Origin of the sequence: Nocardia gamkensis NBRC 108242 (genome assembly GCF_001612985.1) — a bacterium.
GTDB lineage: Bacteria > Actinomycetota > Actinomycetes > Mycobacteriales > Mycobacteriaceae > Nocardia > Nocardia gamkensis.
The window spans coordinates 101,811-123,772 of record NZ_BDBM01000017.1 but is presented as its reverse complement, the minus strand read 5'-3'; the positions used below and the strand labels follow the sequence as shown (position 1 = coordinate 123,772).

Sequence of the window (21,962 nt, the reverse complement as noted above, 5' to 3'; positions counted from 1 at the left end):
CGAAGTCCCATACTGAGCTGATGGCCGGTTCGGTTGCTGTCGCCGCGGACCCCGGTGCCCCGATGGGCAGGGCCAAGACCAACATCGTGTTCGGCACCATCGTGCTCGGCATGCTGATGGCGGCGCTGGACCAGACCATCGTGTCCACCGCGCTGCCCACCATCGTCGCCGACCTCGGCGGGGCGGGGCACATGGCGTGGGTGGTCACCTCGTACCTGCTCGCCGAGGCGGTGGCGACGGCGCTGGCGGGCAAACTCGGCGATCTGTTCGGCCGCAAACTGGTGTTCCAGGTCAGTGCCGTGATCTTCATCGTGGGCTCGATGGTGGCGGGCCTGGCGAACGGCATGCTGCTGCTGGTGCTCGCCCGCGGCATCCAGGGCTTCGGCGCGGGTGGACTGATGGTCACCTCGATGGCGCTGATCGCCGACATCATCCCGCTGCGGCAGCGTGGCAAATACCAGGGTGCGCTGGGAGCGGTGTTCGGCGTGACCACGGTGATCGGTCCGACGCTGGGCGGCCTGTTCACCGACCACGCCAGCTGGCGCTGGTGCTTCTACGTGAACGTGCCGGTCGCCGTGGTGATGATCGTGCTGGCGGCGCGGACGATCCCGCGGGTGCGGGCCGCGGCCAGGCCGATCATCGACTACGCCGGAATCGGCCTGGTGGCGCTGGGCGTCTCCTGCCTGATCCTCGGCCTGGAATGGGGCGGGCAGCAATACGCGTGGGGATCGCCGACGATCATCGGCCTCTTCGCCGGGGCGGTGTTCCTACTCGTCACATTCGTGGCGGTGGAGTTGCGAGCCACGGAACCGATGCTTCCGATGGAGTTGTTCCGCAGCCGGGTGTTCACGGTGTGCTCGATCCTCAGTTTCATCGTCGGTTTCGCGATGCTCGGCTCGATGACCTATCTACCCGCGTATCTGCAATACGTGGACGGGGTCTCGGCCACCATGTCGGGCGTGCGCACCCTGCCGCTGGTGGCAGGCCTGTTCACCACCTCGATCCTGTCCGGGCAGGTGGTCGGCAAGACCGGGCGCTATCGGTACTTCCCGATCGTGGGCACGCTGGTCATGGCGCTCGGCCTGTACCTGATGTCCACGATGGGCCGGACCACCGGCACGTGGCTGGAGTCGCTGTACATGCTGATCCTCGGCCTCGGCATCGGACTGGCCATGCAGGTGCTCACCATCGTCGTGCAGAACACCGTGCCCTACGCGCAGCTGGGCACGGCGACCTCCGGCGTCACCTTCTTCCGCACGCTGGGCAGCGCCTTCGGCACGGCGATCTTCGGCACCCTCTACAGCAACGAGATCGGCCCCGACCTCGCCGCCGCGCTGGTCCGCGTGGGTGTGGTGACACCGGCTGTGGCGGCGGACCCGCAATCGCTGCGCGCGCTGCCCGCCGAACAGTCGGCGCCCATCATCGACGCGTACGCGGACTCCATCGACCACGTGTTCTTCTGGGTCGTGCCGGTCGCGCTGGCCGGATTCGTGATCGCGTGGTTTTTGCCCGAGGTGCCGCTGCGGGACAGCGCGCGGGCGGGCGCGAGCGATGTCGGCGAGGGGTTCTCGGTACCCGACTCACCCGATCGCCTGGTGCAACTGGAAAGGGCCATCGCGGGCACCATGCGCAGGGCTCGGGAGGGGGATCCGATCGGCCCGCGCATCCTCGCCGACGCGGACAGCGACCTCACTCGCGGAGAGGCTTGGGCACTCGGGCAGGTGTATCTGCGCGACCGGCTGCGGGGCCACGCCACGCTGGCCGAGATAGCGCGCGAGCACCGACTGCCAGAGGAGGTGATCGAGCCGATCTACGACCAGGTAGGCGCGGAGGGGTACCTGATGCGGGAGGGGCAACGGTTGCGGCTCACCGACTCCGGCACCGCCGAGCTGGACCGGATCAAGGCGGCCTGGCGGCGCTGGCTCGACGGCAGGCTCGACGACTGGAACGAAGCCGATCCGGCCGATCGCGCGCTGCTGGACCAGGCGTTGACGAACATCGCCACGAAGTTGCTCGAAGAGCAGGCGCGGGAGCAGCAGACGGTGCCCGCCTGAATCGCTTGCGGCTTATTACTCGTAGACGTATATTCGTACACGAGTAATGAGGAGGTGCCGCGATGAAGAAACGCAAGGTCGACAACCTGCTGGCGCTCGCGGTGCTATCCGTGATCATCGAACGCCCGATGCACCGGTACGAGATCGCGCAGACCCTGCGCGACCGGGGCAAAGACCACGACATGGCGATCAAGTGGGGTTCGCTCTACACGGTCGTGCAGAACATGGCCAAGGTCGGCTTCCTCGAGGTGGTCGGCAGCGAGCGGGCGGGCGCGCGACCGGAGCGGGTGATCTACCGGATCACCGACGCGGGCCGCGCCGAGATGGCCGATTGGACCAGGGAGCTGCTGTCGACTCCGGAACCGGAACATCACCGGTTCGTCGCGGGTCTGTCCATTCTCGCGGTGCTTCCGCCCGCCGAGGTGGTCGAACTGCTCGGTACCCGTCTCGAAGCGCTGGAGCAGACCATCGGGACGGTTCGCCGCGAACTCGGCGAACTCGCGGGCGCGCTGCCGCGGCTGTTCGTCATCGAGTCCGAGTTCGGGCTGGCGATGCTGGAAGCCGAGGCGGCGTGGACACGTTCGCTGCGTGACGAGCTGACCGAGGGCACCTTCCCGGGACTGGCGCAATGGCGTGAGTGGCACGAGCGCGGCGCGCTGCCGTCGGAGATCACCGAGCTGGTGGAGAGGGGGATGACCGAGAACTAGCCGAAACCGGACCCGGCGTGGTGCGGCAACACCGCCGCCGGGCCCGATCGAACAGTCTCGAACCGCGCCCGCGAACGCGCACCCGGCTACAAGGCTGGCAACCACAGGATAACCGGGTGGGTGGCGCGTGGGTCGGTGCGGGAACCGAAACCCGTATCGCACGAATCCTGGAGACACCCATGTCCACAACACGTACCGCCCTGGTGATCGGTGGCGGCATCGCCGGCCCCGTCGTCGCGACGGCCCTGCGCAAGGCGGGCATCGAAGCCTGCGTCTACGAGGCCTACCCCGGCCCTTCCTACGGCATCGGCAGCGGACTCGCGCTGGCGCCCAACGGCATCGCCGCCCTCGACATCATCGGAGCGGGCGATCCGGTCCGCGAGATCGCGCTGCCGGTCACGAAGATGAACATGGCAGTCGGAGACAAGGTGCTGACACTGCCGGGCCTCTCCGATGTGCCGCCGCTGCAAGTGGTCGACCGCAGCGAGTTGCATCGAGCGCTGCACCGGCACGCGACCGCGGCGGGGGTGCCGTTCGAGTACGACAAGCGCCTGGTCGACGTGCACGAGGACGAATCCGGCATCACCGCCCGGTTCGCCGACGGCAGCACCGCCACCGCCGACGTGCTGATCGGCGCGGACGGCATCCGCTCGCGGGTGCGCACGCTGATCGACCCGAACGCCCCCGGTCCCGGCTACACCGGCATGCTCGGCTTCGGCGCGACCACCGAGTGCGACGCCGAGATCCCGGCCGACACCATGACCTTCGCGTTCGGCAAGCGGGCGTACTACCTGTACTGGCCGCTCGGCGACGGGCGGGTGGCCTGGGGTGCGAATCTGCCGCACAAGGAGTACCTGTCGCTCACCGCGGCGCGGGCGGTACCGAACGCGCACTGGTTGAAGATCCTGCGCGAGACCTACCGCGACGACAGCCCCGGCGGCGAACTCGCTCGCCGCACCACCGAGGACCAGCTGGAGGTGGTGGGCGCGCTGCACATCATGCCGCCGGTGCCGCATTGGCATCGCGGACGCATCGTGCTGGTCGGCGATGCCGTGCACGCCCCGTCCAACAGTTCCGGCCAGGGCGCGTCGCTGGCGATCGAGAGCGGTGTGCAGCTGGCCAGGTGCCTGCGCGATCTGCCCGCTCCGGAGGCGTTCGCGGTCTACGAGCGGCTGCGGCGCGAGCGCGTGGAAGGCGTCGCGGCCCGGGCGGCGAAGATCAACCACAGCAAGACGCCGGGGCCGGTGGGACGCAAGTTCATGCAGCTGCTCATGCCGCTGATGGCCAAGACCGTGATGAAACCGGAGAAGACCATGGGACCCGAGCAGCGCTACCGGATCGATTGGGAGGCACCGGCCGAGCGCGAACTCGCGGCGGTGTGAGTCGAGGGTGAAGTCCCGCAGGGCCGACCTGCGGGACCGATCCTCGGGTGCGCGGCGATTCGGCGGCGGCAATCGGAACCTGGCAGACCGCCGGATCGACACGGTTCCTGGTCGCCGCCCAGCCCGCATGTCGAGCCGGTCCAGCATCGGCTGGTCGTGGCGGGCGCGATAGCCCCGATCAGCGTCGTGCCGCGCGTTCGCGCAGAATTCGCGTGGTCTGCTCGTCGCCGGGCAGAAACGCCTCCAGTTGCAGTTCGGCGAGCGTGACGTCCACCGCGGTGGCGAACGAGGTGAGCGTGGTGATCAAACGCAATTCCCCTTCGGCGCAGCGCAGGCGCAATGGCACCGCGAAACCCAGATGCCCCGGTCCCGGCTCCGTGGACGGCAGATAGGTCTCCAGCTCGTCGATCAGCTCGTCCAGGACGGGATCGGGGCTGCGGGCCATCCGGTTGCGCAGCGCTTCGGTGACGTGCCTTCCCCATTCGGGCAGGTTGACCACGCGGGCGGCCAAGCCGTCCGGATGCAGCGCGAGCCGCAGCACGTTGACCGGTGGTTCCAGCAGCCACGGTGCGGCGCCCTCGGTGAGCACGTCGAAGGCGGCGTTGGCGGCGAGCAGGATGCCGTAGGGCCGCACGACCAGCGCCGGGTAGGGCAGATGGCCGTCCAGAATGGCGCGTAACGCCTCCAGCACCGGCGCCAGTTCCACGGTGTCGAGTTCCGATTCGGGGAAGATCGGCGCGTATCCCGCGGCCAGCAGCAGTCCGTTGCGTTCACGCAGCGACAGCTCCAGTGATTCGGCCAGCCGCACCACCATGGTGCGGCCGGGGCGCGAGCGGCCCTGCTCCAGGAAGCTCAGGTGACGCTGCGTGGTGTCGGCGCGGATCGCGAGGTCGAGCTGGCTGACCCGGCGCAGCGTCCGCCAATGCTTGAGCTGCCGGGCGAAGCCGGTGGACTCGATCGCCGTTGTCATAGCAGCAGTATCGGCGGGCGGGCAGCGGGCTCGCCATACCCTGCGGGGAATCGCACAGACTTCGAACGGCGGCAAAACTCTGCCGCATGAGCAACAAATTCGATGAGCAGGAACTCTCGCGATTCGCCGAACGGTACATCGCGTTGTGGAACGAGCCCGACGCCGAAGCCAGGCGCAAGCGGATCAGGCAACTGTGGTCCGAGGACGGCGCCCAGGTCCTGGTGGATCCGCCGCAGGGTATGCGGGAAGCGTTGGCCGCGCTGTCCTTCCCGATCCCGACCGTGGAGATCCGTGGTTATGAAGCGCTGGACCGCCGCGTCGACCGGGCGTACGACGAGTTCGTCGCTCCCGGTGAGCACGTGTTCGTGGCCGAGGGGCAGGCGGTGCGCCTCTCGGTGAACCTGATCGGCCTGACCTGGCACATGGTGACGAAGGCCGACGGCGCTGTCGTGGGCGGCGGATACGACGTCATCGCGCTCGACGACGACGGCCGGATCCGGTGGGATCACCAGTACATCGGCGTCGCATGAGGCAAGCCGTCGCCTACCATCTCGACCCCGCGCGCGGCGCGGGCGCGCTGACCGCCGCACCGCAGGAGATGCCAGTGCCCGGCCCACGGCAGGTGGTGATCCGGGTGCGGGCGGCGTCGCTGAATCGTCGCGATCTGATGCTGGTGGACGGTACGTACCCACTGCCTGCCACCCCCGGCGTCGTCCCGCTCAGCGACGGTGTCGGCGAGGTGATCGCCGTGGGTGACGACGTGACCCGCGCCGCGGTGGGCGACCGGGTGACCGCCACCTACTTCGTCCGCTGGGTCGACGGTCCGCAGCGTCGGTCGCACGTCGTCGAGCAGTACGGCGCCACCCATCCCGGCATGCTCGCCACTTATGCCGTGCTGGAGGAGGATTCGGTGGTGCACGTGCCAGGTCACCTCACCGACCCGGAAGCCGCGACGCTGACCTGCGCCGGGGTGGTGGCGTGGGCCGCGCTGAGCACGCCGTCGCCGGTGCGGCCGGGCGAGACCGTATTGACCGTCGGCAGCGGATCGGTGGCGCTTTTCGGCGTACAGCACGCGAAAATGCACGGCGCCAGGATCATCTCGATCACCTCGAGTGATCGCAAAGCCGAGCGGTTACGCGCGCTCGGAGCCGACGAGGTGATCGATCGCAGCCGGACCCCGGATTGGGAAAGCGCCGTGCTGGACCGCACCGGCGGTGACGGCGTCGACCACGTCCTCGACGCGGTGGGCATGCCGACACTGGCGAAATCCGTGCGGTCGGGCGCGTACAACGGGCGGATCACGATGATCGGCGCGATGCCCGCCACCGACCCGCCCGCGGGCAATCCATTCGGCGCGTCGTATCTGTCGATCCGCCGCATCGCGGTGGGCAGCCGAACGGATTTCGAGGCGATGAACCGAGCGATCGCCGTCCATCGGATGCGTCCCGTCATCGACCGGGTGTTCGCGTTCGAGGACGCCGAGGCGGCCTACCGGTATCTCCGCACCGGTGATCCGTTCGGGAAGGTGGTTATCGAGATTCCCTAGGACTCAGGGGCAGGCGGTCAGGATCCGCGCCATGGCGTCCTTCTCGGCCGGGGTGACCCAGAGCTGGTAGGCCGCCTTGACCTGGATCTGCCTGGTCAGGTAGGCGCAGTGGTAGCCCTTGCTCGGCGGCAGCCACTCGGCCGCGTCGGAGTCGCTCTTGGACTGGTTGGTCGGGCCGTCGACGGCTTGCAGGTTCAGCGGGTCGTTGGCCAGGTCGCGGCGGCGTTCGGCGGAAAGCTGCTGTGCGCCTTTCTGCCAGGCGTCCGACAGCGCGACGACGTGATCGATCTGCACGTCGTCGGAGGACTTCGTGCCACGCTTGAAGGCGATGGTCTTGCCGGTGTACGGGTCGGCGAGCGTCCCGGTGGCGACGATGCACTTGCCCGACTTGAAGGTCACGTCGGTCATATCGCGCTGGAGGATGTCGTTACGGGTGTCGCAGCCGTTGCCGCCGCCGGGCACCGAGACGTTGTCGGACCAGGGCGGCCCGAATTCGTCCCGGCTGTAGCCGGTTTTGGGCGCGCGTTCCGCCACGCGCAGGGAGTTGAGCAGGGCGAGAGCGTCGCGGCCGGGAATCGGGGCGGCGGCATCGGCGCACGCCCGGCCGCCGGAACCGCATCCCGCCGCCGTCGACTGGCTGGGGTGAACCGAGGAGCAGGAGATCAGTCCGATGGAAGTCGCCACCATGATGCCGATCAGAGCCAGCCGCCGCGTTGTGGACTTCATCGAACTTCCTAACGCCGAACCCACTTGAAACTGTAACCGGCGACAAGGTATCCAGTGGCAGGGTTCGCGCAACCCAACGGCACGTATGAGATTCGGCACAGCCGGCCGTTAACGGGCGATGCGCCAGAGCGATCGGACAGGAGTGGGCCCGCCCCCGAATCGCCGTGCCGGCGCCGATTCGGGGGCGGTCTATCACGAGGAGGCCTGAGGAGCCGCGCGGTTGTGCGGATGGTTGTCCACTCCGAAAACCGCACTGGTACGACACCACGGGGCTGATGAGGGGGAGGTCCCGAGGTGTCGAGCCGCGCCTGCTCCGGACTCACTCGTGACGATCAGGGGTGATCGGGATCGGGGGTGACCAGGGAAAGTCCCTACCGGGTAGGGCGCCAGCACGCATCCGCTCCATCTCGATCTCACTTGGTCCTACGTATCAAGACAGTAGATAGGACGCGTGGTGATTGGCAAGTTCGTTCTGAGGGATCGGAAAATTTCTCAGCCGATCTTCAGTTTCGGCCATGTATCTACTGCATGGGTACGGATGTGTACATGAGATGACAGTGCGGTGCGGGGGTCGCCGTCCGGCTGGCTCCGTGTGTGACGATGATCACTTCGCGTCACAGGCACGCGAATCGTGTGTCGAAACGGGTGTGGGCAAGCAAGCCCGACCTGAAAGGACCACATCATGCCGACCGTCGACGTTCTCGACTCCTTCATCAACTACCGCGACACCGGAGTGGGGGACACCCCGGTGGTGTTCCTGCACGGCAATCCGACCTCGTCCTACCTGTGGCGCAACGTGATCCCGCACGTCGCCGATCGAACCAGGGCGCTGGCGCCGGATCTGATCGGGATGGGGGAATCCGGCAAGCCGGACAGCGGCTACCGCTTCACCGACCATGCCGCCTACCTGGACGCCTGGTTCGACACGCTCGGCCTGGACCGGGTGGTGCTGGTCGGGCACGACTGGGGCGGAGCGCTGGGCATGGACTGGGCCGCGCGGCATCCGGGCCGGGTGCGCGGCATCGCGCTGATCGAGACCTTCTTGCGGCCGATGCGCTGGGACGAACTGCCTGCGCTGGGCGCCGAGTTGTTCCGCAAGTTCCGCTCCCCGGAGGGCGAGCGGATGATTCTGGAGGAGAACACCTTCATCGAGTTCAACCTGCCGAAGGGCGTCGCCGACCTGGCCGCCGAGGATCACGACGTGTACCGGGCGCCGTACCCCACCCCGGCCACACGCAAGCCGCTGCTGGTGTGGCCGCGTGAGTTCCCGCTGGACGGCGAGCCCGCCGACGTGGTGGCGCTGGTGCGGAACTACGGCGAGTGGGCGGCCGCCACACCCGAGGTGCCGAAATTGCTGATGGCGCTGGAGAACGGCGTCGGATTGGGTGCGGCGGAGGCGATCGACTGGGCCGCGAGCACCTTCGCGAGCGCCGAGGTCGCGCCGATCGGCCCGGCGGGCCACCACGCGCCGGAGGATCGGCCGGACGAGATCGGCCGGGCGGTCGCGCAGTGGCTCGACCGGCACGCCCTGGTCGGTGCGGCCGCTCGCTCGTGACCTCGTGCCCGGTGTAACCGGGGCGTGCTTGCGCCGACCGCGACGCAAGCCGAATGATGGCCGGATGAGCACCGAGCACGACCGGGTCGCGGCGGAGGAGAAGGCCATGGTCGCCCGCGCGGTCGCGGGCGACCGGGAGGCCATCGCCCAGGTGGTGCGCCTGCTACAGGACCCGCTGTATCGGCTGGCCCTGCGCATGGTCTGGCGGCCCGCGGAGGCCGAGGACGCGACGCAGGAGATCATGGTGCGCGTCCTCGACCATCTGCACAGCTGGCGCGCCGAGGCGAAACTGCTCACCTGGGCCTATCGCATCGGCGTCAATCACCTGCTGAATCTGCGGCGGCAATCCCCGCAGGAGGCCGCGCAACTGAGCTTGGACTCTTTCCGGGACGGGCTGGCCGACGGATTGTCGGAGGCGGATCACCGCGGGCCGGAAGCGGTGCTGCTGACCGCCGAGGTGCGGCTCACCTGTAGCCAGGGCATGTTGCAATGCCTGGCCCGCGACGAACGGATCGCCTTCGTGCTCGGTGAGGTGTTCGAGCTGAGTTCCCCCGAGGCCGCCTGGATCCTCGAGGTCACCCCGGCCGCCTATCGAAAGCGGTTGCAGCGAGCCAAGAAGCGGCTCGGGAACTTCCTGAACGCGACCTGCGGCCTGGTCGATCCCGCGGCGTTCTGCCGCTGCTCGCGCCGGGTGGACCGAGCGCTCGCCTCGGGACGGGTCGACCCGCGCCGCCCGGTGTACGCGCGCCATCCGGTCAGCGCGGGCGGTCGTACCGCGGCCGAGGCCGAACGGCAGATGATCCGGTTGCACGACGCGGCGTCGGTGCTGCGTGCTCATCCGGACTACGCCGCGCCGCAAGCGAAGATGGACGCGATCGCGGGGCTGCTCGGTTCCGGTCGTTTCCCCATGCTCGAACAGACATGACCCGAACGGCGGCTCGCGTCGCGGCCGAATCGCTCAGCCGGGCGTTACGGGGCCGGACAACCGTAACTCCCTTGCGAGATGGGCGATGTGGGCGGGGCCGACACGGCAGCATCCGCCGATGATCCGCGCGCCCCGCGCGTACCAGTCGCGGGCTTGTCCCGGCGTGAACTGTGGGGGACCGGTCCAGCGCCGGCGCGCCGCATCCCAGCCTTCGCCGCTGTTGGGGTAGGCGACCACGGGTTTGCCGGTGCGGGCGGCGAGTTCCACCGCGACCGGGACATCGGCGGGCGCGCAACAGTTCACGCCGATCGCGACGATCGAGGCCGAGTCCGCGGCCACCGCGAAGGCGTCGGCGAGCGGTTGACCGGCACGGGTGCGGTCGCCGTCGATGGTGTAGCTGAGCCATGCGGGCACCCCGAGCTCGTCCACCAAGTCCACCAGTGCCTCGGCCTCATCGATATCGGGAACGGTCTCCACGGCCAGCAGGTCCGCGCCCGCCTCGGCGAGCACCTCCATACGCGGCCGATGCCATGCTCGCAGTTCGGCCACGGTGCGGCCGTAGCGGCCACGATATTCCGATCCGTCGGCGCGCGCGGCGCCGTACGGGCCGACCGAGGCGGCGACCCACCGGCGCCGCCCATCGCCTGCGCGGGCATCGCGCGCCGCGCGGGCCAGCGCCACGCCGGGCTGCCACAGCCGCACCGATTCGGTCCTGGTCAGCCCGCGCGCGGCGAAACCATCGAGGGAAGCCTGATAGGTCGCGGTGGTCGCGATGTCGGCACCCGCGCGGAAATAGGCGGCGTGCACCGCCTCGATCGCGGCGGGTTCGTCCACGAGCAGGCGCGCCGACCACAACGCGCCGGACAGGTCGTGGCCGCGCGCCTCCAGCTCGGTGGCCAATCCACCGTCCGAGATCAGTGCCCCCGCCGCGGGGTCGAACAGCACGGTTCCACTGTAGGACGCCGCTTATTCGTCGTCGCTGGGCTGGGCGGTCGGTGGCACGCCGGTGTCGAGGAAGCGGATGAGCCGCTCGATGCGAGCCGTGTGGTCGACGCAGCGTTCCAGGTGATGCCCCAGCAGGGCGATATCGATCGCTACCTCGGTGGACGGCTGGGTCGCTGGTTCGCGCAGCGCGGAATGCAGCTGCTGGTGCAGCGTTTCCATCGGGCGACCGGCGGGCGTCTCCTCCTCCGGCAGGGGGTGGCGGCCCGCGACCGCTTGCCCGGCCAGCGCCGTGCGCTCGGCCGCCAGCTTGCCCATCGCGGCGAGGATGTCCAGGATCGGTTGCTCCGCCGCGTGTCCGGGATGACTCTGGTACACCTTGTCGGCGACGCGGCTGGCGAGCCGGCCGATGCGGGACAGTTCACCGGCGATCTGGATCGCCGTCACCACGTGCCGCAGGTCGCGGGCCACCGGCGCCTGTAATGCCAGCAGCACCACGGTGCGCGCCTCGCACGCGCCGTACATCTTCTGCAACTGCTCGTCGAGCGCGAAGACCTCGTAGGTCGCGGTGAGATCGGCGTCGACGAGCGCGTCGGTGACACGCTCGACGGCGTCGTGGGCGAGCGTGCACATCAGCGTCAGATCATTCGTCAACGCGATGAGCTCGGCAGTGAACTGGGTGCGCACCGCCAAATTCTCACCCATGGAGGGGCGCGGGGTCGATTCCTTGCCGGATGTTCTTCGGTAACGGCATCGCCACGGCCGGCCGGCCTCGCGGAGGGGGACGCCGGCGACCGCCCGCTCATGAAGCCGTGAGCTCGGCTGAAAGCCGCAGTTCCAGCATCTTTTTGGAGCTGCATCGCGCCGCGGCGAAACCGGCGCGCGAGATCCGGGAACCAGGGGCCGATCGCCCGGCGAACCCGCTGCTGGTCGATGGGAACTCAGCGGATTCGGGGAGAGATATTGCGAGACGGCTGATTTGTGGCTCGCATCACACAAAGGTATTGGTACACAAGAATCCTCGGTCGATTGCCCACCGCACGCTCCACGCGGTCCGGTGCGGCGGCACGACCGATCAGCACTGTGCGATGCGAGGCGCGGCCGTTTGCGCCCCGATGCCTGACAGTGCCATAGCGCACCGCATGCGGGCTCGTGCCCTGTTCGACGCCCGAAACGCGGACACGGCGCGGCCTGCCGACGGGTGTGACCGGTGCTACCGTCGCGGCATGCCGAACTTGCGCGACATCCAGCATCGGGTGGTGACAGCGTTCCAGCGCCGCGTGGGCAATCCGCTGCTCAGCACGCTGCCCGGGCAGACCCTCCTGGAGACCACGGGCCGGGTCAGCGGGCAGCCGCGGACCACTCCGATCGGCGGGCGGCGGGTCGGGCGGGAGTTCTGGCTGGTGTCCGAGTTCGGCGAGCGTTCGCAGTATGTCCGGAACATCAAGGCCGACAACCGGGTTCGGCTGCGGTTGCACGGGCGCTGGCACACCGGCACCGCGCATCTGCTGCCCGAGGACGACCCGCGTGCCCGCTTGGCCGCCCTGCCGCGCGCCAACAGCGCGGCCGTGCGGCTCGTCGGCACCGATCTGCTCACCGTGCGCATCGATCTGGACGACTGAGCCCGCGCCCGGGGCGCGGCTACCGATCGCCCGATCGGGATGCGAATAGTTTGCTGGGACGATGGTGGGCATGATCCGTGTATTGCTCGCCCGCTGGACCGTAGTGGTACCGCTGCTGGCCGTCCTCGCCCTCGCGGCCACCTGGGGCCGCGGTCTGCCCGGTGTCGCGGTGACGATCGTGGTGGTGGCGTTGATCGGGGCGGTGCTCGCGGCGGTGCACCACGCAGAGGTTGTCGCGCGCCGCGTCGGTGAACCGTTCGGCTCGCTGGTGCTGGCCGTCGCGGTGACCGTGATCGAAGTCGCGCTCATCCTCACCCTGATGGGCCAAGGCGGTGACAAGACCGCGACTCTGGCCCGCGACACGGTCTTCGCCGCGGTGATGATCACCTGCAACGGGATCTTCGGTCTCTGCCTGCTGGTGGGCGCGTTGCGGCGGCGGGTGGCGGTGTTCAACGCGGAAGGCACCGGTGCGGCGCTGGCCACCGTGGCGACGCTGGCCACGCTCAGTCTCGTGCTGCCGACCTTCACCACGAGCAAGCCGGGTCCGGAGTTCTCACCCGCGCAGCTGGCTTTCGCCGCGGTGGCCTCGCTCGCGTTGTACGGCTTGTTCGTGCTCGTGCAGACGGTGCGTCATCCGGGCGACTTCCTGCCGGTCGAGGTGGGCGGCACCGTCGCCGACGGCGACGAGCACATCGATTTGCCCAGCGTGCGTACCGCCCTCACCGCCCTGGCTCTGCTGCTGGTCGCCCTCATCTGCGTGGTGGGGCTGGCGAAGGTGGTCTCGCCCGCCGTCGAGTCGGCGGTGGAGTCGGCGGGACTGCCGCAGTCGGCGGTCGGCGTGGTGATCGCGTTGCTGGTGCTGCTGCCCGAGACGCTCGCCGCGATCCGGGCCGCGCGCCGCGACCAGGTGCAGATCGGTCTCAATCTGGCCCTGGGTTCGGCCATGGCGAGCATCGGCCTGACCATCCCGGCGATCGCGGTGGCGAGCATCTGGCTGGACGGCCCCTTGGTGCTCGGCCTCGGCGCGACCCAGATGGTGCTGCTGGCCCTGACCGTCGTCGTCGGCGGCCTGACGATCGTCCCCGGACGCGCGACACTCCTCCAAGGGGGCGTCCACCTGGCGGTGTTCGCGGCTTTCGTCGGCCTGGCAGCCAGCCCCTAGCGTCGGTTTCTCGCGGCCTGCGCACTCGGGGGCCGCAGCGGTCAGTGGGGGTGCTGCGCGGAGTATCTGGCGCGTTCCCGCGCTTCCCGCTGGGCTTGTCGCGGGTTCTTCAGATCGGCGGGCAATCCGTGCTTCGCGAGCCGGTGCGCGCGGTTCATCGGCATGAAGGCGACGGTGTAGACCGGCGGGCCGCCTCGTTCACCCGGGTGAGGGCGTCGCGCAGCTGCTCGAGGTCGGCCATGGTCACGCCGAGGCGCTGTACGACGGCGGGCGGGATCTGCTCGGCCTTAGCGCGCAGCGCGGCTCCGTCCGACGTCAGGTTCACCACCAGGTTCCGCTCGTCCCGGCTGTCTCGTTCGCGACTGATCAGCCCGGCCGCTTCCAGGCGCTCGAGCAGCGGGGACAGCGTGGGAGAGTCGAGCTGGACGGCTTCGGCGATCGCTTTGACCGACATCGGCGCCGCACCCCACAGCGCGAGCATCACCAGATACTGCGGGTGGGTCAGGCCGAGCGGCTCCAGCTGGGCGACATCTCGGTGCGAGATCCCGGCTCCGGGGCCGCCGCTGGATACCGTGAGATCCATGCATTACGGACGCGGGGCCGATCCGCGCATCCAGGAACTGGACGCGGTTCGTGGCTTCGCGCTGTGCGGCATCCTGGTGGTGGATATCTGGCGGATCGCCGACATGGCGGCCACGGATGAATCGGGCGTGCTGATACCGATCCGGCACGTGCTGTCGGTGGTGTTCGAGGGGCGGTTCTTCCCGATCTTCTCGTTCCTGTTCGGAATCGGCTTCGCGTTACTGCTGGACAATGCCGCGGAGCGCGGCCAGCGCCCCCGGTCGGTCCTGATCCGCCGCTTGCTGGCGCTCGGGGTGATCGGCGCGGTCCATCAGCTGTTCCAGCCGGGTGAGGCGCTGCTTCCGTACGCGCTGGCCGGGCTGGTGATCCTGCTGCCCGCCTCGGCGCTGCCGAACTGGGTGGTGCTGGTGGCCGGGCTCGTGGGCACGTTGGGCGTGGCGCTGGCCCTGGGCGGCGGGCTGGCCCTGGCGCCCGGGTTGTTCCTGCTGGGCCTGGCCACCGCGCGCGCCGGAATCGTGGACACCCTGGACGAGCGGGTCTGGCAGATCGGCGCCGTGTTCGCCCTCGCCCTGCCCGCCGCGATAGTGGCGGGAATGTGGGAGTACCACACACCGTATCTGGAGCTGTGGTCCACGCCGGCCACGGCCGTGGCGGGCCTGCTGGGTGCGCTGGCCTACGTCACCGGATTGCTGCTGTTGCTGCGCGTCGAGCCCGGTCAGGTCCTGGCGGAGGTGCTGCGGCCGCTGGGCCGCATGGCGTTGACCAATTACGTGGGCGCCACCGCGCTGATCCTGCTCGCCGCACCGCGTCTGGGTCTGTACGGCTCCGGCGACTACGCGCCGGTGCTGGGGTTGGCGGTCGCGATCATCCTGGTGCAGGCGGTGTTCAGTGCGGTGTGGTTACGGTTGTTCGAATACGGTCCGCTGGAATGGGTGTGGCGGTGCGTCACCTGGTGGACGGTGGCGCCGATCCGGCGGGTGCGCATGCCGAGCCGCCCGTATTGAACTCGGCCACCGCCGATGGGGGGCTCGGCGCCATCCGGATCGTTCAGCGTTGCTCGTTCTCGATGCGCCGCAGGACATTCAGCATCGCCAGCACCGACTCGGCGCGGACCGTACCCTGGCGCAGCCCGTCGCGCAGCACCGGTTCCAGCGCCTCGTGCGCGGCGTTTCCCTTGAGCGCGTTGATCAATGCCAGTTCGTTGCCGCGCGTCGCCGCCAACCGGGGTTCGGTGAACGGGTCCAGGCTGGCGAGCCCGAAGTAACCACGGAACACCTCCAGCGTCTCGTAGGAGGGGTTCACCGCCTGCCCGGTGCGCAGCTTCCAGAGGTAGTTGGCGGACAGGCGCGCGCCGGTGGCGCGGTGGATGTCCGCGGCCAGCGCGCGGTGGGTGATCTGGTGCGGCCGCCCGTCGTTCCCGGTGGGCGGGTGCATTCCGTCGATGAGTGTGTTGAGCGCCCGCGTGAACGGGTGTAAATCCTCCCCCATGGCAGCGTTGTCTCCTGTGGTTGACAGGGTATGTGGCGTAGATCATACTCGTGCGTGCTCCGCCTGCGCATGCCGTTGTGGTCGCCCCGAAGGGTGAGTGACCGCGAAGGGTTCGGCGCCCGAGAGCGGTAGCAGGTGGGGCGATCATCGTCGCTCGCCCCATCTCCTCGGTGTCGCACGGACCGCCCGTGGGCGATACCGGAACCGCAGCGCCGGAAGATCTCTCACGCATTTGCCGCGAACGCCCTATGGCGGACGGGTTCGAAAGCGGCGCGGTTGACAGGCAGACCCGCGTGTTGCAGAGCGGGTGCGTGCGCCGTAGACGAGGGCGCCGAGGTTCGATGCCCTTGGCGGACCGGAGGTTTCGAGATGGTCGCGCCGGTGATCATCTCGCGGTGACGCGGGCGTGATCGCTCCACCGGCAGCGGCACCGTCGAATCGTCTGTCCGCGAGGGCCTTTCCGTGCCGGTTCCTCGAGGCTCGCTCGGTGCCGACGGCCTTTCGGGCGCGGCGACGCGAGGCACGGCCCGCGCACGCATGCGCTGGGGCGTCGTCCACCGATCCGGTGGAAACTCGACGTCCGACCACGTCCGTCACCCGCTCGGTGCCGGTGAGGCAACCGGAGGATGTGCGGCCCGCGGCGACGGCCCCGCGGGTTGCCTACCAGGGCTTCGCGCAGGTCGGAGGTACCGGGCAGCCGCGCGGCGGGCGAACGTCGATCAGGAGGCGGAGGCTCCGGTCTGCCGGATCGCGTCGAGAACCTCGCCGTAGGTCATCGTCGTGGAGTTCACGAGCGCGCGCTCCGACGACACGTCGATGTCGACGGAGTCGATGCCGTTGACGCCGCGCAGCGCCGATTCGATCGCCGACGCGGACTCGCGCGTAACGTTGTGCAGGGTAACTGTGTACGTCATGCAAATCGCATTGACCGATTCGATCCGCTCAAACTTTCCTTTTTGTCGCGTTTGACTGCCGGGGGCCCGGGAATAGCGGAGTTGTCAAACGACTCGACGCAACAGGGATTGCCATGATCATCATTATCGGGCTCATCGCCTTGATCGCGGCCGTGATCGTCGGCGTTGCCGCCGTAGTGGGCAACACCGGCTCCGCTCAGCAACTGACGAGCGATTTCGCGGTATTCGACTATCACTTCCACGGTTCCACCGGAGCACTGTTCGGTTACGGAGTGACCCTCGGTGCGATCGGGATGTTCGGACTGGCCCTCGTGCTGACCGGCGCCTGGCGGGTGACCCGTCGCGGCGTGGTCGCGCGTCGTGAACTCGCGAAGTCTCGCCGCGAGATGGCGGCGGTGCGGCGTGATCTGACGGCGGACACTTCCGCACCGGCGGCGCGGGCTCCTCAGCAGGAGCCGGCCTGGCGGCGGTGGCTGCACACCCCCCGTTCGGGTACTGCCCGGACCGATCGCGGCGCGACGGTCTCGACTTCGAAACCTGTGACCGCGAAGTAATTGAGAAGAAAAGGAATACGACAATGATCATTCTCGGCCTCATCCTCTTGGTCCTGGGCTGGCTGCTCGGAATTTCGCTGCTCACCACCGCGGGCATCATCGTGCTGATCATCGGGCTCGTGCTGCTGGTGGCCGGCTCGGTGGGCCGTCCGGTGGGTGGCCGCCGCTGGTATTACTAGGGATTGCTCATGAAGTTCGAAGATCGCCTCGCGCACCGAGTGCAAGCGACCAGGGGCAGCGTGAAGAAATTCCTCGGCCGAGCGACCGGCAACCCCCGGCTGGAGGCCGAGGGACGGCGTGAGCAGGGCCGCGGCAACGTCAAGCGCGCCGCGGACAAACTGCGGGACGCTTTCAAGCGCTGACCGCGCACCGCCCGCCGTGCCGGGCGAAGGCCATCGGCCTTCGCCCGGCATCGGCGTGTTCCGAGCAGTGCCCCGCGTTCGAGTCAGATGCCGGCGACGTCGGTGAGCTGGCCGATGCCGTAGGTGACGGCCATGGCCAGCGCGCCGCCGAGCACCACCCGGATCACCGCCCGGCCACGGGAGCTACCACCCAGCCGGGCGCTGACCGACCCGGTGAGCGCGAGCGCGGCGAGCACGGCTCCGAACGTCACCGGGATGCGGGCGGTAACCGGCGGCAGCAAGATGGCCAGCAACGGCAGCAGCGCGCCGAGCGTGAAGGCCACCGCCGAGGAGAACGCCGCCTGCCACGGATTGGTCAGTTCGGCGGGATTCAACCCCAGTTCGGCCTCCGCGTGCGCGGTGAACGCGTCGTGCGCGGTGAGTTCTTCGGCGACCTTGCGCGCCGTTTCGGGCGTCAGGCCCTTGGCCCGGTAGATCCCGGTGAGTTCGGCCAGCTCGTAGTCCGGTTCGTCGCGCAATTCCCTGCGTTCTTTCGCCAGCAGAGCCCGCTCCGAATCGCGCTGGGTGCTGACCGAGACGTATTCGCCCACCGCCATCGAGATCGCCCCCGCCGAAAGACCCGCGACGCCCGCGGTGAACAGGGCCTGGGTGTCGGTGGTCGCCGCCGCGACGCCGACGACGAGTCCCGCCGTGGACACGATGCCGTCGTTCGCGCCGAGCACCCCCGCGCGCAGCCAGTTGAGCTTGGATGCGAAGCCGTTGCCATGCGGTTCGTGCGGATGTGCGCCGGGGGCGCCGGTCGTGCGGTCCATGAAGACGCACCTTAATCACCCCGCGACGCGCGGGCGGGAATCACGACCCGGGCGCGGCTACGTGCGGGGCGGGCGGGGAACCGCGAGCGGATGCGGAAGCATCGTGCGGTGGATGACCTGGAGGATCAGCAGGAACATGACCGAAAGCCCCGCGGTGGCGAAATCCCCCGCCAGCACCGCGAGTACGGCGAACGCGCCGAATACCGGGAACTCCAGCACCGCGCACCAGCGCAGGATCCGCAGCCGCCTGGCGTTGGCGCTCAGCCGCTGCACACCGTCGTCGATGATGGTCAGCGCCGTCTCGTAGCGCACCATGCCGTCGCCGACCTGGACGAACATGTGCACCGCCTGGTCGCGGCTGAGTTCGCCGAGCCAGGCCCGGTCGATCAGCCGCTTGCCCTCCTCGGCGACCTCCTTGATAACCGCGTCCATGCGGCCCCCTTCCCAGTCGATCGGAGAGTCTAGCGGCCGAATCGCGCCTTCCCAGCGGCGATTCGAGCGGGCGCGACCCTGCGGGCCGCTGCCGCACCCCGAGGCGGCTACGAGGGCCGCTCGATCTCCGAACGGTCGTCACGGATACCGAGCCAGGCGAAGTCCCGTGCCCTGGTGATCGCGACCAGCTTCTGGCGCTCGGCCAGCCGGGCTCGTTCGCGGCTCGCGCCCGTTCGGGGCCCGCCACCGGACCAACTCGGATGGAAGACCGCCACGAAGTCGAGCCCCTTGGCGCGGTGCACCGTGCCGATCTTGACCGCGGGGTGCGGGGTCCCGTCGTAGTCCTCCAAGGGCAGCGCCGCGATGCCGACGGCGGCGAGCGCCCCGGCGAGCCGGGCGGCCTCCTTCCGCGTCCGGGTGAGTACCGCGATGTCGGACAACGGTTTCCCGCATTCGCGTATGCCGTCGACCAGCGCCGACTCCAGGTAGTGATCCGGTCCGCGCCAGATCCGCACCACGCCGTCGGGCAGGGTGACGTCGGCGTCGCGCAGCAGCACGCCGGGCGCGTCATCGAAATCGCCGAGCTCGTTCACCGCATCGATCCCGGCGGCGTTCTCCCAGACGCGACGGCGGTTGCGGTAGTTGACCCGCAGGACCTCGCCGCGGCCGCGCAGGTCGATGCCCGCGTCGGCCATGCGCCAGCCCCCGGCGTACACCTGCTGCTGGCCGTCGCCGAGCAGCAGCAGCGGGCTGGACCCGTTGCCGCCCGCGATGGCGTGGGCCAGCCGCAGCCCGGCCAGCGTCATGTCCTGCACTTCGTCGACGACGACCGCGTCGTAGGGTTCGGGCAGCGGTTCGTTGCGGATCTCGGCCAGGGCGATGGCGATGACGTCGCTGTAATCGGAGATCCCTCGTTTGCGCATCTCGCTCACGTACGGGACGTAGAGCTCGTGCCACACCTCGGCACGCCGGTCGTCGTCGAGACGAATGCCGTTGCGTCCGTGACGCTCCGCGCGCTGATAGACGTCGAGATCGTCTATCTCACGGCCCTTGATGACCCGGTCGATCTCCTCGCGCCAATAGCTTTCGTGCGGCTCGATGTCCTCGAAGACGGCTCTCGCCTGCTCCCAGACCCGGCCGAACACCCGGTCGGCTCCCCGCGGGTCGAGCTTCGGCGCCGCGATCCGCTGCCCGAGGAAATCCATAGCCCAGGAATGCAGGCCGGCGAACTGGACGCGCCCTTCGGTTCCCGGCGCGAGTCGCCGGAAATAGGTCTCCTGGCAGTTCGCGAGCGTCTTGACGAACGTCGTGTACAGCTGACGACCGGTAGACCGCTTCGCCTGCCTGGCCATGCGGTGCAGCGCGACCACCGTCTTGCCGGTGCCCGCGGGACCGGCGATCCGGGCGGGGCCGGTGTAGGTGCGCGAGACGAGCACCTCCTGTTCGGGATCCAGGAAGGTCATCCAGTGCTGGAACGGCATCTCCAGGGCCGCATCGCGCTGCGGCGACAGTACTTCCGACCGATCGAGCAGGGCCGGAACCGGTGGGTCCGGCGTCACGTCCTCGATCTCGAGCAGGTCGTACTCCCGGGCCGACTGGTGTGCGACGGTGTTCGCGATGGCCTGTACCCGGGTGGGCCGCAACTGCCGGTGGCGTGCGCGGATGACCCGATCGAGCTCACCCGGCCCGGCGACGGCGAACCGGCCGTCCCCGCGCCGCCGGATCTCGCCGGGTACGAGCAGCACGATCTGCGCGTCATGGGCGACGATCTTCTCGCGCCCGAACTGCAATTTGCCGAACGTCGCTTCGACATGGCGGCGGAGGCCGTCGAATTCCGCGGGGACGTCCTCGGCGAAGCGAAACGCGAAAAGCCCTGTGCGGCAGATCAGCAGCGCGTGGGCATGGTCGGCGGGCACCGGATCCCGGTGGACGAGAAGGTACCGTCCCGGCTCGGCCAGCGCCTCGGCGAAGAACGTCCGCTGCTGCGATGGGTAGCCGGGGATGCGGGTCAGCGCATCGGTGACAAGCGAAAGCCAGGTGTTCATGGAGTCCCCCTTCCGGTGCACACCTACCCCGTCTTCGACGGTAAAGACACGGCGTCGAGGAGGGAATGGGTCGAGGGCTTTCGGGGGCAACCGTTATCGAAACGGACGGATCGGACGCCGGAATGTTGTCGCCGCGTCACCCGAATGTGTTGTGCGGCTGGGCTCTTGCCTGCGCGCCGGTGCGGCGCACGGCGCTGGGCGTTGTGCCCCACCATCTTCGGGCGCATCGGGTGAACGTCGCCTGCTCGGACAACCCGATCAGCGAGGCCACCTGACTCATCGGCATGTCCGTCGTGGTCAGATACCGTCGCGCCGCGTCCCTGCGGACCTCGTCCAGGATCGCGGCGAACGAGGTGTGCTCGGCGGCGAGACGTCGTTGCAGGGTGCGCGGGTGCACCATGAGAAGCCGTGCCACCGCGCCGATCCCGGGTGCGGCGGTGCCGAGCAATTGCTCCGCCGCGGCGCGTACCTGCGGCGCGATCGCCGCCGCCGCGTCGCCGGACTGCGCGGCCAGGAACGCCATGGCCAGCCGGTGCAGGTTCTCATCACCGCCGGTGAGCGGCCTGCTCGCCAGGCTGCTCGGCACCCGCAGCGCCGCGAACGGCCGCTCGACCCGCACCGGCGCGCCGAAGAACTTCTCGTAACCGGCGACCGCCGCCGCCGGGCGATAGGGCAGCTCGACCGAGCGCAGTCCGTAACGGTCGTCCACCAAGCGCTGAATGGTGCGATGCACGAATGCCAGCCCGAGGTCGGTGCCCTGGACGGGAGTGGGAAGTCCGGGCCGCATGCCGTAGCGCAGCGCGATCACGCCGCGATCGCCATAGGGGTCGGGCTCCAGGGTCAAGCTGAGCGACCGCGCGTGCAGGAACAGGTATCGCGACGAACACTCGAGCACGTCGGCCAGTGACGCCGAATTGCGGATGGCCAGCGCCAGCGGGCCGAGCATGTCCAGGTCCTGCCGATGGGAGATCCGCAAGCCCAGGTCGGGACAGCGCAGCTGGTGCGCGGCCAGTTCCAGCACCGCCGCGACGGACTCGTCGGGCACGAGCAGGTCGTCGGCGTCCAGGGCGGCCACCGGCAGGCCGCATGCCGCGGCCAGTGCCTCGGCGTCACCACCCAGCTCGGCGACCGTCGCGCGAAATCCGCGCAACCCCGCGGAGCGAATCACCGACATGTCGTCGA

Annotated in this window: 25 protein-coding genes; 13 read left to right on the top strand and 12 right to left on the bottom strand. The window is 69.2% G+C overall.

Annotation, left to right across the window (positions count from 1 at the left end):
• Window positions 1-20 precede the first annotated feature (20 nt).
• The 3 genes from NG1_RS16335 to NG1_RS16325 all read left to right on the top strand — a co-directional run bounded on the left by NG1_RS16335 (window position 21) and on the right by NG1_RS16325 (window position 4,143).
• Window positions 21-2,054, top strand: coding sequence for a DHA2 family efflux MFS transporter permease subunit (locus tag NG1_RS16335; RefSeq protein ID WP_062971693.1), 2,034 nt, complete (start codon window positions 21-23; stop codon window positions 2,052-2,054).
• 62 nt (window positions 2,055-2,116) lie between these two features.
• Window positions 2,117-2,761, top strand: coding sequence for a PadR family transcriptional regulator (locus NG1_RS16330; RefSeq protein WP_062971691.1), 645 nt, complete (start codon window positions 2,117-2,119; stop codon window positions 2,759-2,761).
• A gap of 179 nt (window positions 2,762-2,940) precedes the next feature.
• Window positions 2,941-4,143, top strand: a complete 1,203-nt coding sequence (locus NG1_RS16325) for an FAD-dependent oxidoreductase (protein ID WP_062971689.1) — start codon at window positions 2,941-2,943, stop codon at window positions 4,141-4,143.
• Window positions 4,144-4,321: 178 nt separating this feature from the next.
• On the opposite strand, the gene NG1_RS16320 is transcribed toward NG1_RS16325, so the two are convergent.
• Window positions 4,322-5,113, bottom strand: a complete 792-nt coding sequence (locus tag NG1_RS16320; RefSeq protein ID WP_062971687.1) for a helix-turn-helix domain-containing protein — start codon at window positions 5,111-5,113, stop codon at window positions 4,322-4,324.
• 86 nt (window positions 5,114-5,199) lie between these two features.
• Between NG1_RS16320 and NG1_RS16315 the strand changes: the two genes are divergently transcribed.
• Together NG1_RS16315 and NG1_RS16310 are read left to right on the top strand one after the other, a co-directional pair.
• Window positions 5,200-5,643 (top strand): hypothetical protein, encoded by a 444-nt coding sequence (locus NG1_RS16315; protein ID WP_062971685.1) that lies wholly within the window; start codon window positions 5,200-5,202, stop codon window positions 5,641-5,643.
• Window positions 5,640-6,659 carry a zinc-dependent alcohol dehydrogenase family protein gene (locus tag NG1_RS16310; RefSeq protein ID WP_063910356.1) on the top strand — a complete coding sequence of 340 codons (1,020 nt, stop codon included), beginning with the start codon at window positions 5,640-5,642 and terminating at the stop codon, window positions 6,657-6,659. The genes NG1_RS16315 and NG1_RS16310 overlap by 4 nt, the downstream gene beginning before the upstream one ends.
• A 3-nt stretch (window positions 6,660-6,662) precedes the next feature.
• Here the strand turns inward: NG1_RS16310 and NG1_RS16305 are convergent, their stop codons facing one another.
• Window positions 6,663-7,385 carry an HNH endonuclease family protein gene (locus tag NG1_RS16305; protein WP_062971683.1) on the bottom strand — a complete coding sequence of 241 codons (723 nt, stop codon included), beginning with the start codon at window positions 7,383-7,385 and terminating at the stop codon, window positions 6,663-6,665.
• A 682-nt stretch (window positions 7,386-8,067) separates the two neighbouring features.
• Here NG1_RS16305 and NG1_RS16300 point away from each other — a divergent pair.
• Both NG1_RS16300 and NG1_RS16295 read left to right on the top strand, forming a co-directional pair.
• On the top strand, window positions 8,068-8,940 hold the full coding sequence (locus NG1_RS16300) for a haloalkane dehalogenase (RefSeq protein ID WP_062971681.1): 873 nt from the start codon (window positions 8,068-8,070) through the stop codon (window positions 8,938-8,940).
• A 64-nt stretch (window positions 8,941-9,004) separates the two neighbouring features.
• Window positions 9,005-9,865: an RNA polymerase sigma factor gene (locus NG1_RS16295; RefSeq protein ID WP_062971679.1), complete on the top strand. Its 861-nt coding sequence runs from the start codon at window positions 9,005-9,007 to the stop codon at window positions 9,863-9,865.
• Between the two features lie 33 nt (window positions 9,866-9,898).
• On the opposite strand, the gene mmuM is transcribed toward NG1_RS16295, so the two are convergent.
• Complete coding sequence (mmuM, locus tag NG1_RS16290) at window positions 9,899-10,783, bottom strand: homocysteine S-methyltransferase (protein WP_062971783.1); 885 nt, start codon at window positions 10,781-10,783, stop codon at window positions 9,899-9,901.
• A 48-nt stretch (window positions 10,784-10,831) separates the two neighbouring features.
• Window positions 10,832-11,494 carry a phosphate signaling complex PhoU family protein gene (locus NG1_RS16285; protein ID WP_245659924.1) on the bottom strand — a complete coding sequence of 221 codons (663 nt, stop codon included), beginning with the start codon at window positions 11,492-11,494 and terminating at the stop codon, window positions 10,832-10,834.
• Window positions 11,495-12,033: 539 nt separating this feature from the next.
• Here NG1_RS16285 and NG1_RS16280 point away from each other — a divergent pair.
• Window positions 12,034-12,429 (top strand): nitroreductase/quinone reductase family protein, encoded by a 396-nt coding sequence (locus NG1_RS16280; protein ID WP_062971675.1) that lies wholly within the window; start codon window positions 12,034-12,036, stop codon window positions 12,427-12,429.
• A gap of 70 nt (window positions 12,430-12,499) precedes the next feature.
• The gene (locus NG1_RS16275; RefSeq protein ID WP_210750853.1) at window positions 12,500-13,591 is read left to right on the top strand and encodes a calcium:cation antiporter; all 1,092 of its coding nucleotides are present in this window, start codon (window positions 12,500-12,502) and stop codon (window positions 13,589-13,591) included.
• 41 nt (window positions 13,592-13,632) lie between these two features.
• Here the strand turns inward: NG1_RS16275 and NG1_RS38845 are convergent, their stop codons facing one another.
• Both NG1_RS38845 and NG1_RS16270 read right to left on the bottom strand, forming a co-directional pair.
• Complete coding sequence (locus NG1_RS38845; RefSeq protein ID WP_281218229.1) at window positions 13,633-13,755, bottom strand: hypothetical protein; 123 nt, start codon at window positions 13,753-13,755, stop codon at window positions 13,633-13,635.
• Window positions 13,746-14,174, bottom strand: coding sequence for a MarR family winged helix-turn-helix transcriptional regulator (locus NG1_RS16270; RefSeq protein ID WP_062971671.1), 429 nt, complete (start codon window positions 14,172-14,174; stop codon window positions 13,746-13,748). The genes NG1_RS38845 and NG1_RS16270 overlap by 10 nt, the downstream gene beginning before the upstream one ends.
• Here NG1_RS16270 and NG1_RS16265 point away from each other — a divergent pair.
• Window positions 14,173-15,177 carry a DUF418 domain-containing protein gene (locus NG1_RS16265; RefSeq protein WP_062971669.1) on the top strand — a complete coding sequence of 335 codons (1,005 nt, stop codon included), beginning with the start codon at window positions 14,173-14,175 and terminating at the stop codon, window positions 15,175-15,177. The two genes, NG1_RS16270 and NG1_RS16265, sit on opposite strands and share 2 nt — an antisense overlap.
• 43 nt (window positions 15,178-15,220) lie before the next feature.
• On the opposite strand, the gene NG1_RS16260 is transcribed toward NG1_RS16265, so the two are convergent.
• Window positions 15,221-15,661: a hypothetical protein gene (locus tag NG1_RS16260; RefSeq protein ID WP_062971667.1), complete on the bottom strand. Its 441-nt coding sequence runs from the start codon at window positions 15,659-15,661 to the stop codon at window positions 15,221-15,223.
• Window positions 15,662-16,380: 719 nt separating this feature from the next.
• A complete protein-coding gene (locus tag NG1_RS16255; RefSeq protein WP_062971665.1) occupies window positions 16,381-16,575 on the bottom strand; it encodes a heavy-metal-associated domain-containing protein in 195 nt (64 codons plus the stop codon).
• A gap of 113 nt (window positions 16,576-16,688) precedes the next feature.
• Between NG1_RS16255 and NG1_RS16250 the strand changes: the two genes are divergently transcribed.
• From NG1_RS16250 to NG1_RS35705, 3 genes are read left to right on the top strand one after another with little or no spacing between them, the layout of a single operon-like run.
• Window positions 16,689-17,129 carry a hypothetical protein gene (locus tag NG1_RS16250; protein ID WP_062971663.1) on the top strand — a complete coding sequence of 147 codons (441 nt, stop codon included), beginning with the start codon at window positions 16,689-16,691 and terminating at the stop codon, window positions 17,127-17,129.
• A gap of 23 nt (window positions 17,130-17,152) precedes the next feature.
• Window positions 17,153-17,308, top strand: coding sequence for a DUF6131 family protein (locus tag NG1_RS37475; protein ID WP_085994835.1), 156 nt, complete (start codon window positions 17,153-17,155; stop codon window positions 17,306-17,308).
• A gap of 9 nt (window positions 17,309-17,317) precedes the next feature.
• The gene (locus tag NG1_RS35705; RefSeq protein ID WP_084498963.1) at window positions 17,318-17,491 is read left to right on the top strand and encodes a CsbD family protein; all 174 of its coding nucleotides are present in this window, start codon (window positions 17,318-17,320) and stop codon (window positions 17,489-17,491) included.
• An 83-nt stretch (window positions 17,492-17,574) separates the two neighbouring features.
• Here NG1_RS35705 and NG1_RS16245 read toward each other — a convergent pair whose 3' ends face one another.
• From NG1_RS16245 to NG1_RS16230, 4 genes are all read right to left on the bottom strand, one after another.
• Complete coding sequence (locus NG1_RS16245) at window positions 17,575-18,303, bottom strand: VIT1/CCC1 transporter family protein (RefSeq protein WP_062971661.1); 729 nt, start codon at window positions 18,301-18,303, stop codon at window positions 17,575-17,577.
• Window positions 18,304-18,360: 57 nt separating this feature from the next.
• On the bottom strand, window positions 18,361-18,735 hold the full coding sequence (locus NG1_RS16240) for a hypothetical protein (RefSeq protein WP_062971659.1): 375 nt from the start codon (window positions 18,733-18,735) through the stop codon (window positions 18,361-18,363).
• Window positions 18,736-18,842: 107 nt separating this feature from the next.
• Entirely contained in the window at window positions 18,843-20,780 is a 1,938-nt protein-coding gene (locus NG1_RS16235) for a UvrD-helicase domain-containing protein (RefSeq protein ID WP_062971657.1), read from the bottom strand.
• Between the two features lie 136 nt (window positions 20,781-20,916).
• The gene (locus tag NG1_RS16230; RefSeq protein WP_062971781.1) at window positions 20,917-21,954 is read right to left on the bottom strand and encodes an AraC family transcriptional regulator; all 1,038 of its coding nucleotides are present in this window, start codon (window positions 21,952-21,954) and stop codon (window positions 20,917-20,919) included.
• Window positions 21,955-21,962 lie beyond the last annotated feature (8 nt).

Coding starts and splice junctions, on each gene's coding strand:
- NG1_RS16335 (WP_062971693.1), top strand. CDS start 21: ATGGCCGGTTCGGTTGCTGTCGCCGCGGACCCCGGTGCCCCGATGGGC.
- NG1_RS16330 (WP_062971691.1), top strand. CDS start 2,117: ATGAAGAAACGCAAGGTCGACAACCTGCTGGCGCTCGCGGTGCTATCC.
- NG1_RS16325 (WP_062971689.1), top strand. CDS start 2,941: ATGTCCACAACACGTACCGCCCTGGTGATCGGTGGCGGCATCGCCGGC.
- NG1_RS16320 (WP_062971687.1), bottom strand. CDS start 5,113: ATGACAACGGCGATCGAGTCCACCGGCTTCGCCCGGCAGCTCAAGCAT.
- NG1_RS16315 (WP_062971685.1), top strand. CDS start 5,200: ATGAGCAACAAATTCGATGAGCAGGAACTCTCGCGATTCGCCGAACGG.
- NG1_RS16310 (WP_063910356.1), top strand. CDS start 5,640: ATGAGGCAAGCCGTCGCCTACCATCTCGACCCCGCGCGCGGCGCGGGC.
- NG1_RS16305 (WP_062971683.1), bottom strand. CDS start 7,385: ATGAAGTCCACAACGCGGCGGCTGGCTCTGATCGGCATCATGGTGGCG.
- NG1_RS16300 (WP_062971681.1), top strand. CDS start 8,068: ATGCCGACCGTCGACGTTCTCGACTCCTTCATCAACTACCGCGACACC.
- NG1_RS16295 (WP_062971679.1), top strand. CDS start 9,005: ATGAGCACCGAGCACGACCGGGTCGCGGCGGAGGAGAAGGCCATGGTC.
- NG1_RS16280 (WP_062971675.1), top strand. CDS start 12,034: ATGCCGAACTTGCGCGACATCCAGCATCGGGTGGTGACAGCGTTCCAG.
- NG1_RS16275 (WP_210750853.1), top strand. CDS start 12,500: ATGATCCGTGTATTGCTCGCCCGCTGGACCGTAGTGGTACCGCTGCTG.
- NG1_RS38845 (WP_281218229.1), bottom strand. CDS start 13,755: ATGCCGATGAACCGCGCGCACCGGCTCGCGAAGCACGGATTGCCCGCC.
- NG1_RS16265 (WP_062971669.1), top strand. CDS start 14,173: ATGCATTACGGACGCGGGGCCGATCCGCGCATCCAGGAACTGGACGCG.
- NG1_RS16270 (WP_062971671.1), bottom strand. CDS start 14,174: ATGGATCTCACGGTATCCAGCGGCGGCCCCGGAGCCGGGATCTCGCAC.
- NG1_RS16260 (WP_062971667.1), bottom strand. CDS start 15,661: ATGGGGGAGGATTTACACCCGTTCACGCGGGCGCTCAACACACTCATC.
- NG1_RS16255 (WP_062971665.1), bottom strand. CDS start 16,575: ATGACGTACACAGTTACCCTGCACAACGTTACGCGCGAGTCCGCGTCG.
- NG1_RS16250 (WP_062971663.1), top strand. CDS start 16,689: ATGATCATCATTATCGGGCTCATCGCCTTGATCGCGGCCGTGATCGTC.
- NG1_RS37475 (WP_085994835.1), top strand. CDS start 17,153: ATGATCATTCTCGGCCTCATCCTCTTGGTCCTGGGCTGGCTGCTCGGA.
- NG1_RS35705 (WP_084498963.1), top strand. CDS start 17,318: ATGAAGTTCGAAGATCGCCTCGCGCACCGAGTGCAAGCGACCAGGGGC.
- NG1_RS16245 (WP_062971661.1), bottom strand. CDS start 18,303: ATGGACCGCACGACCGGCGCCCCCGGCGCACATCCGCACGAACCGCAT.
- NG1_RS16240 (WP_062971659.1), bottom strand. CDS start 18,735: ATGGACGCGGTTATCAAGGAGGTCGCCGAGGAGGGCAAGCGGCTGATC.
- NG1_RS16235 (WP_062971657.1), bottom strand. CDS start 20,780: ATGAACACCTGGCTTTCGCTTGTCACCGATGCGCTGACCCGCATCCCC.
- NG1_RS16230 (WP_062971781.1), bottom strand. CDS start 21,954: ATGTCGGTGATTCGCTCCGCGGGGTTGCGCGGATTTCGCGCGACGGTC.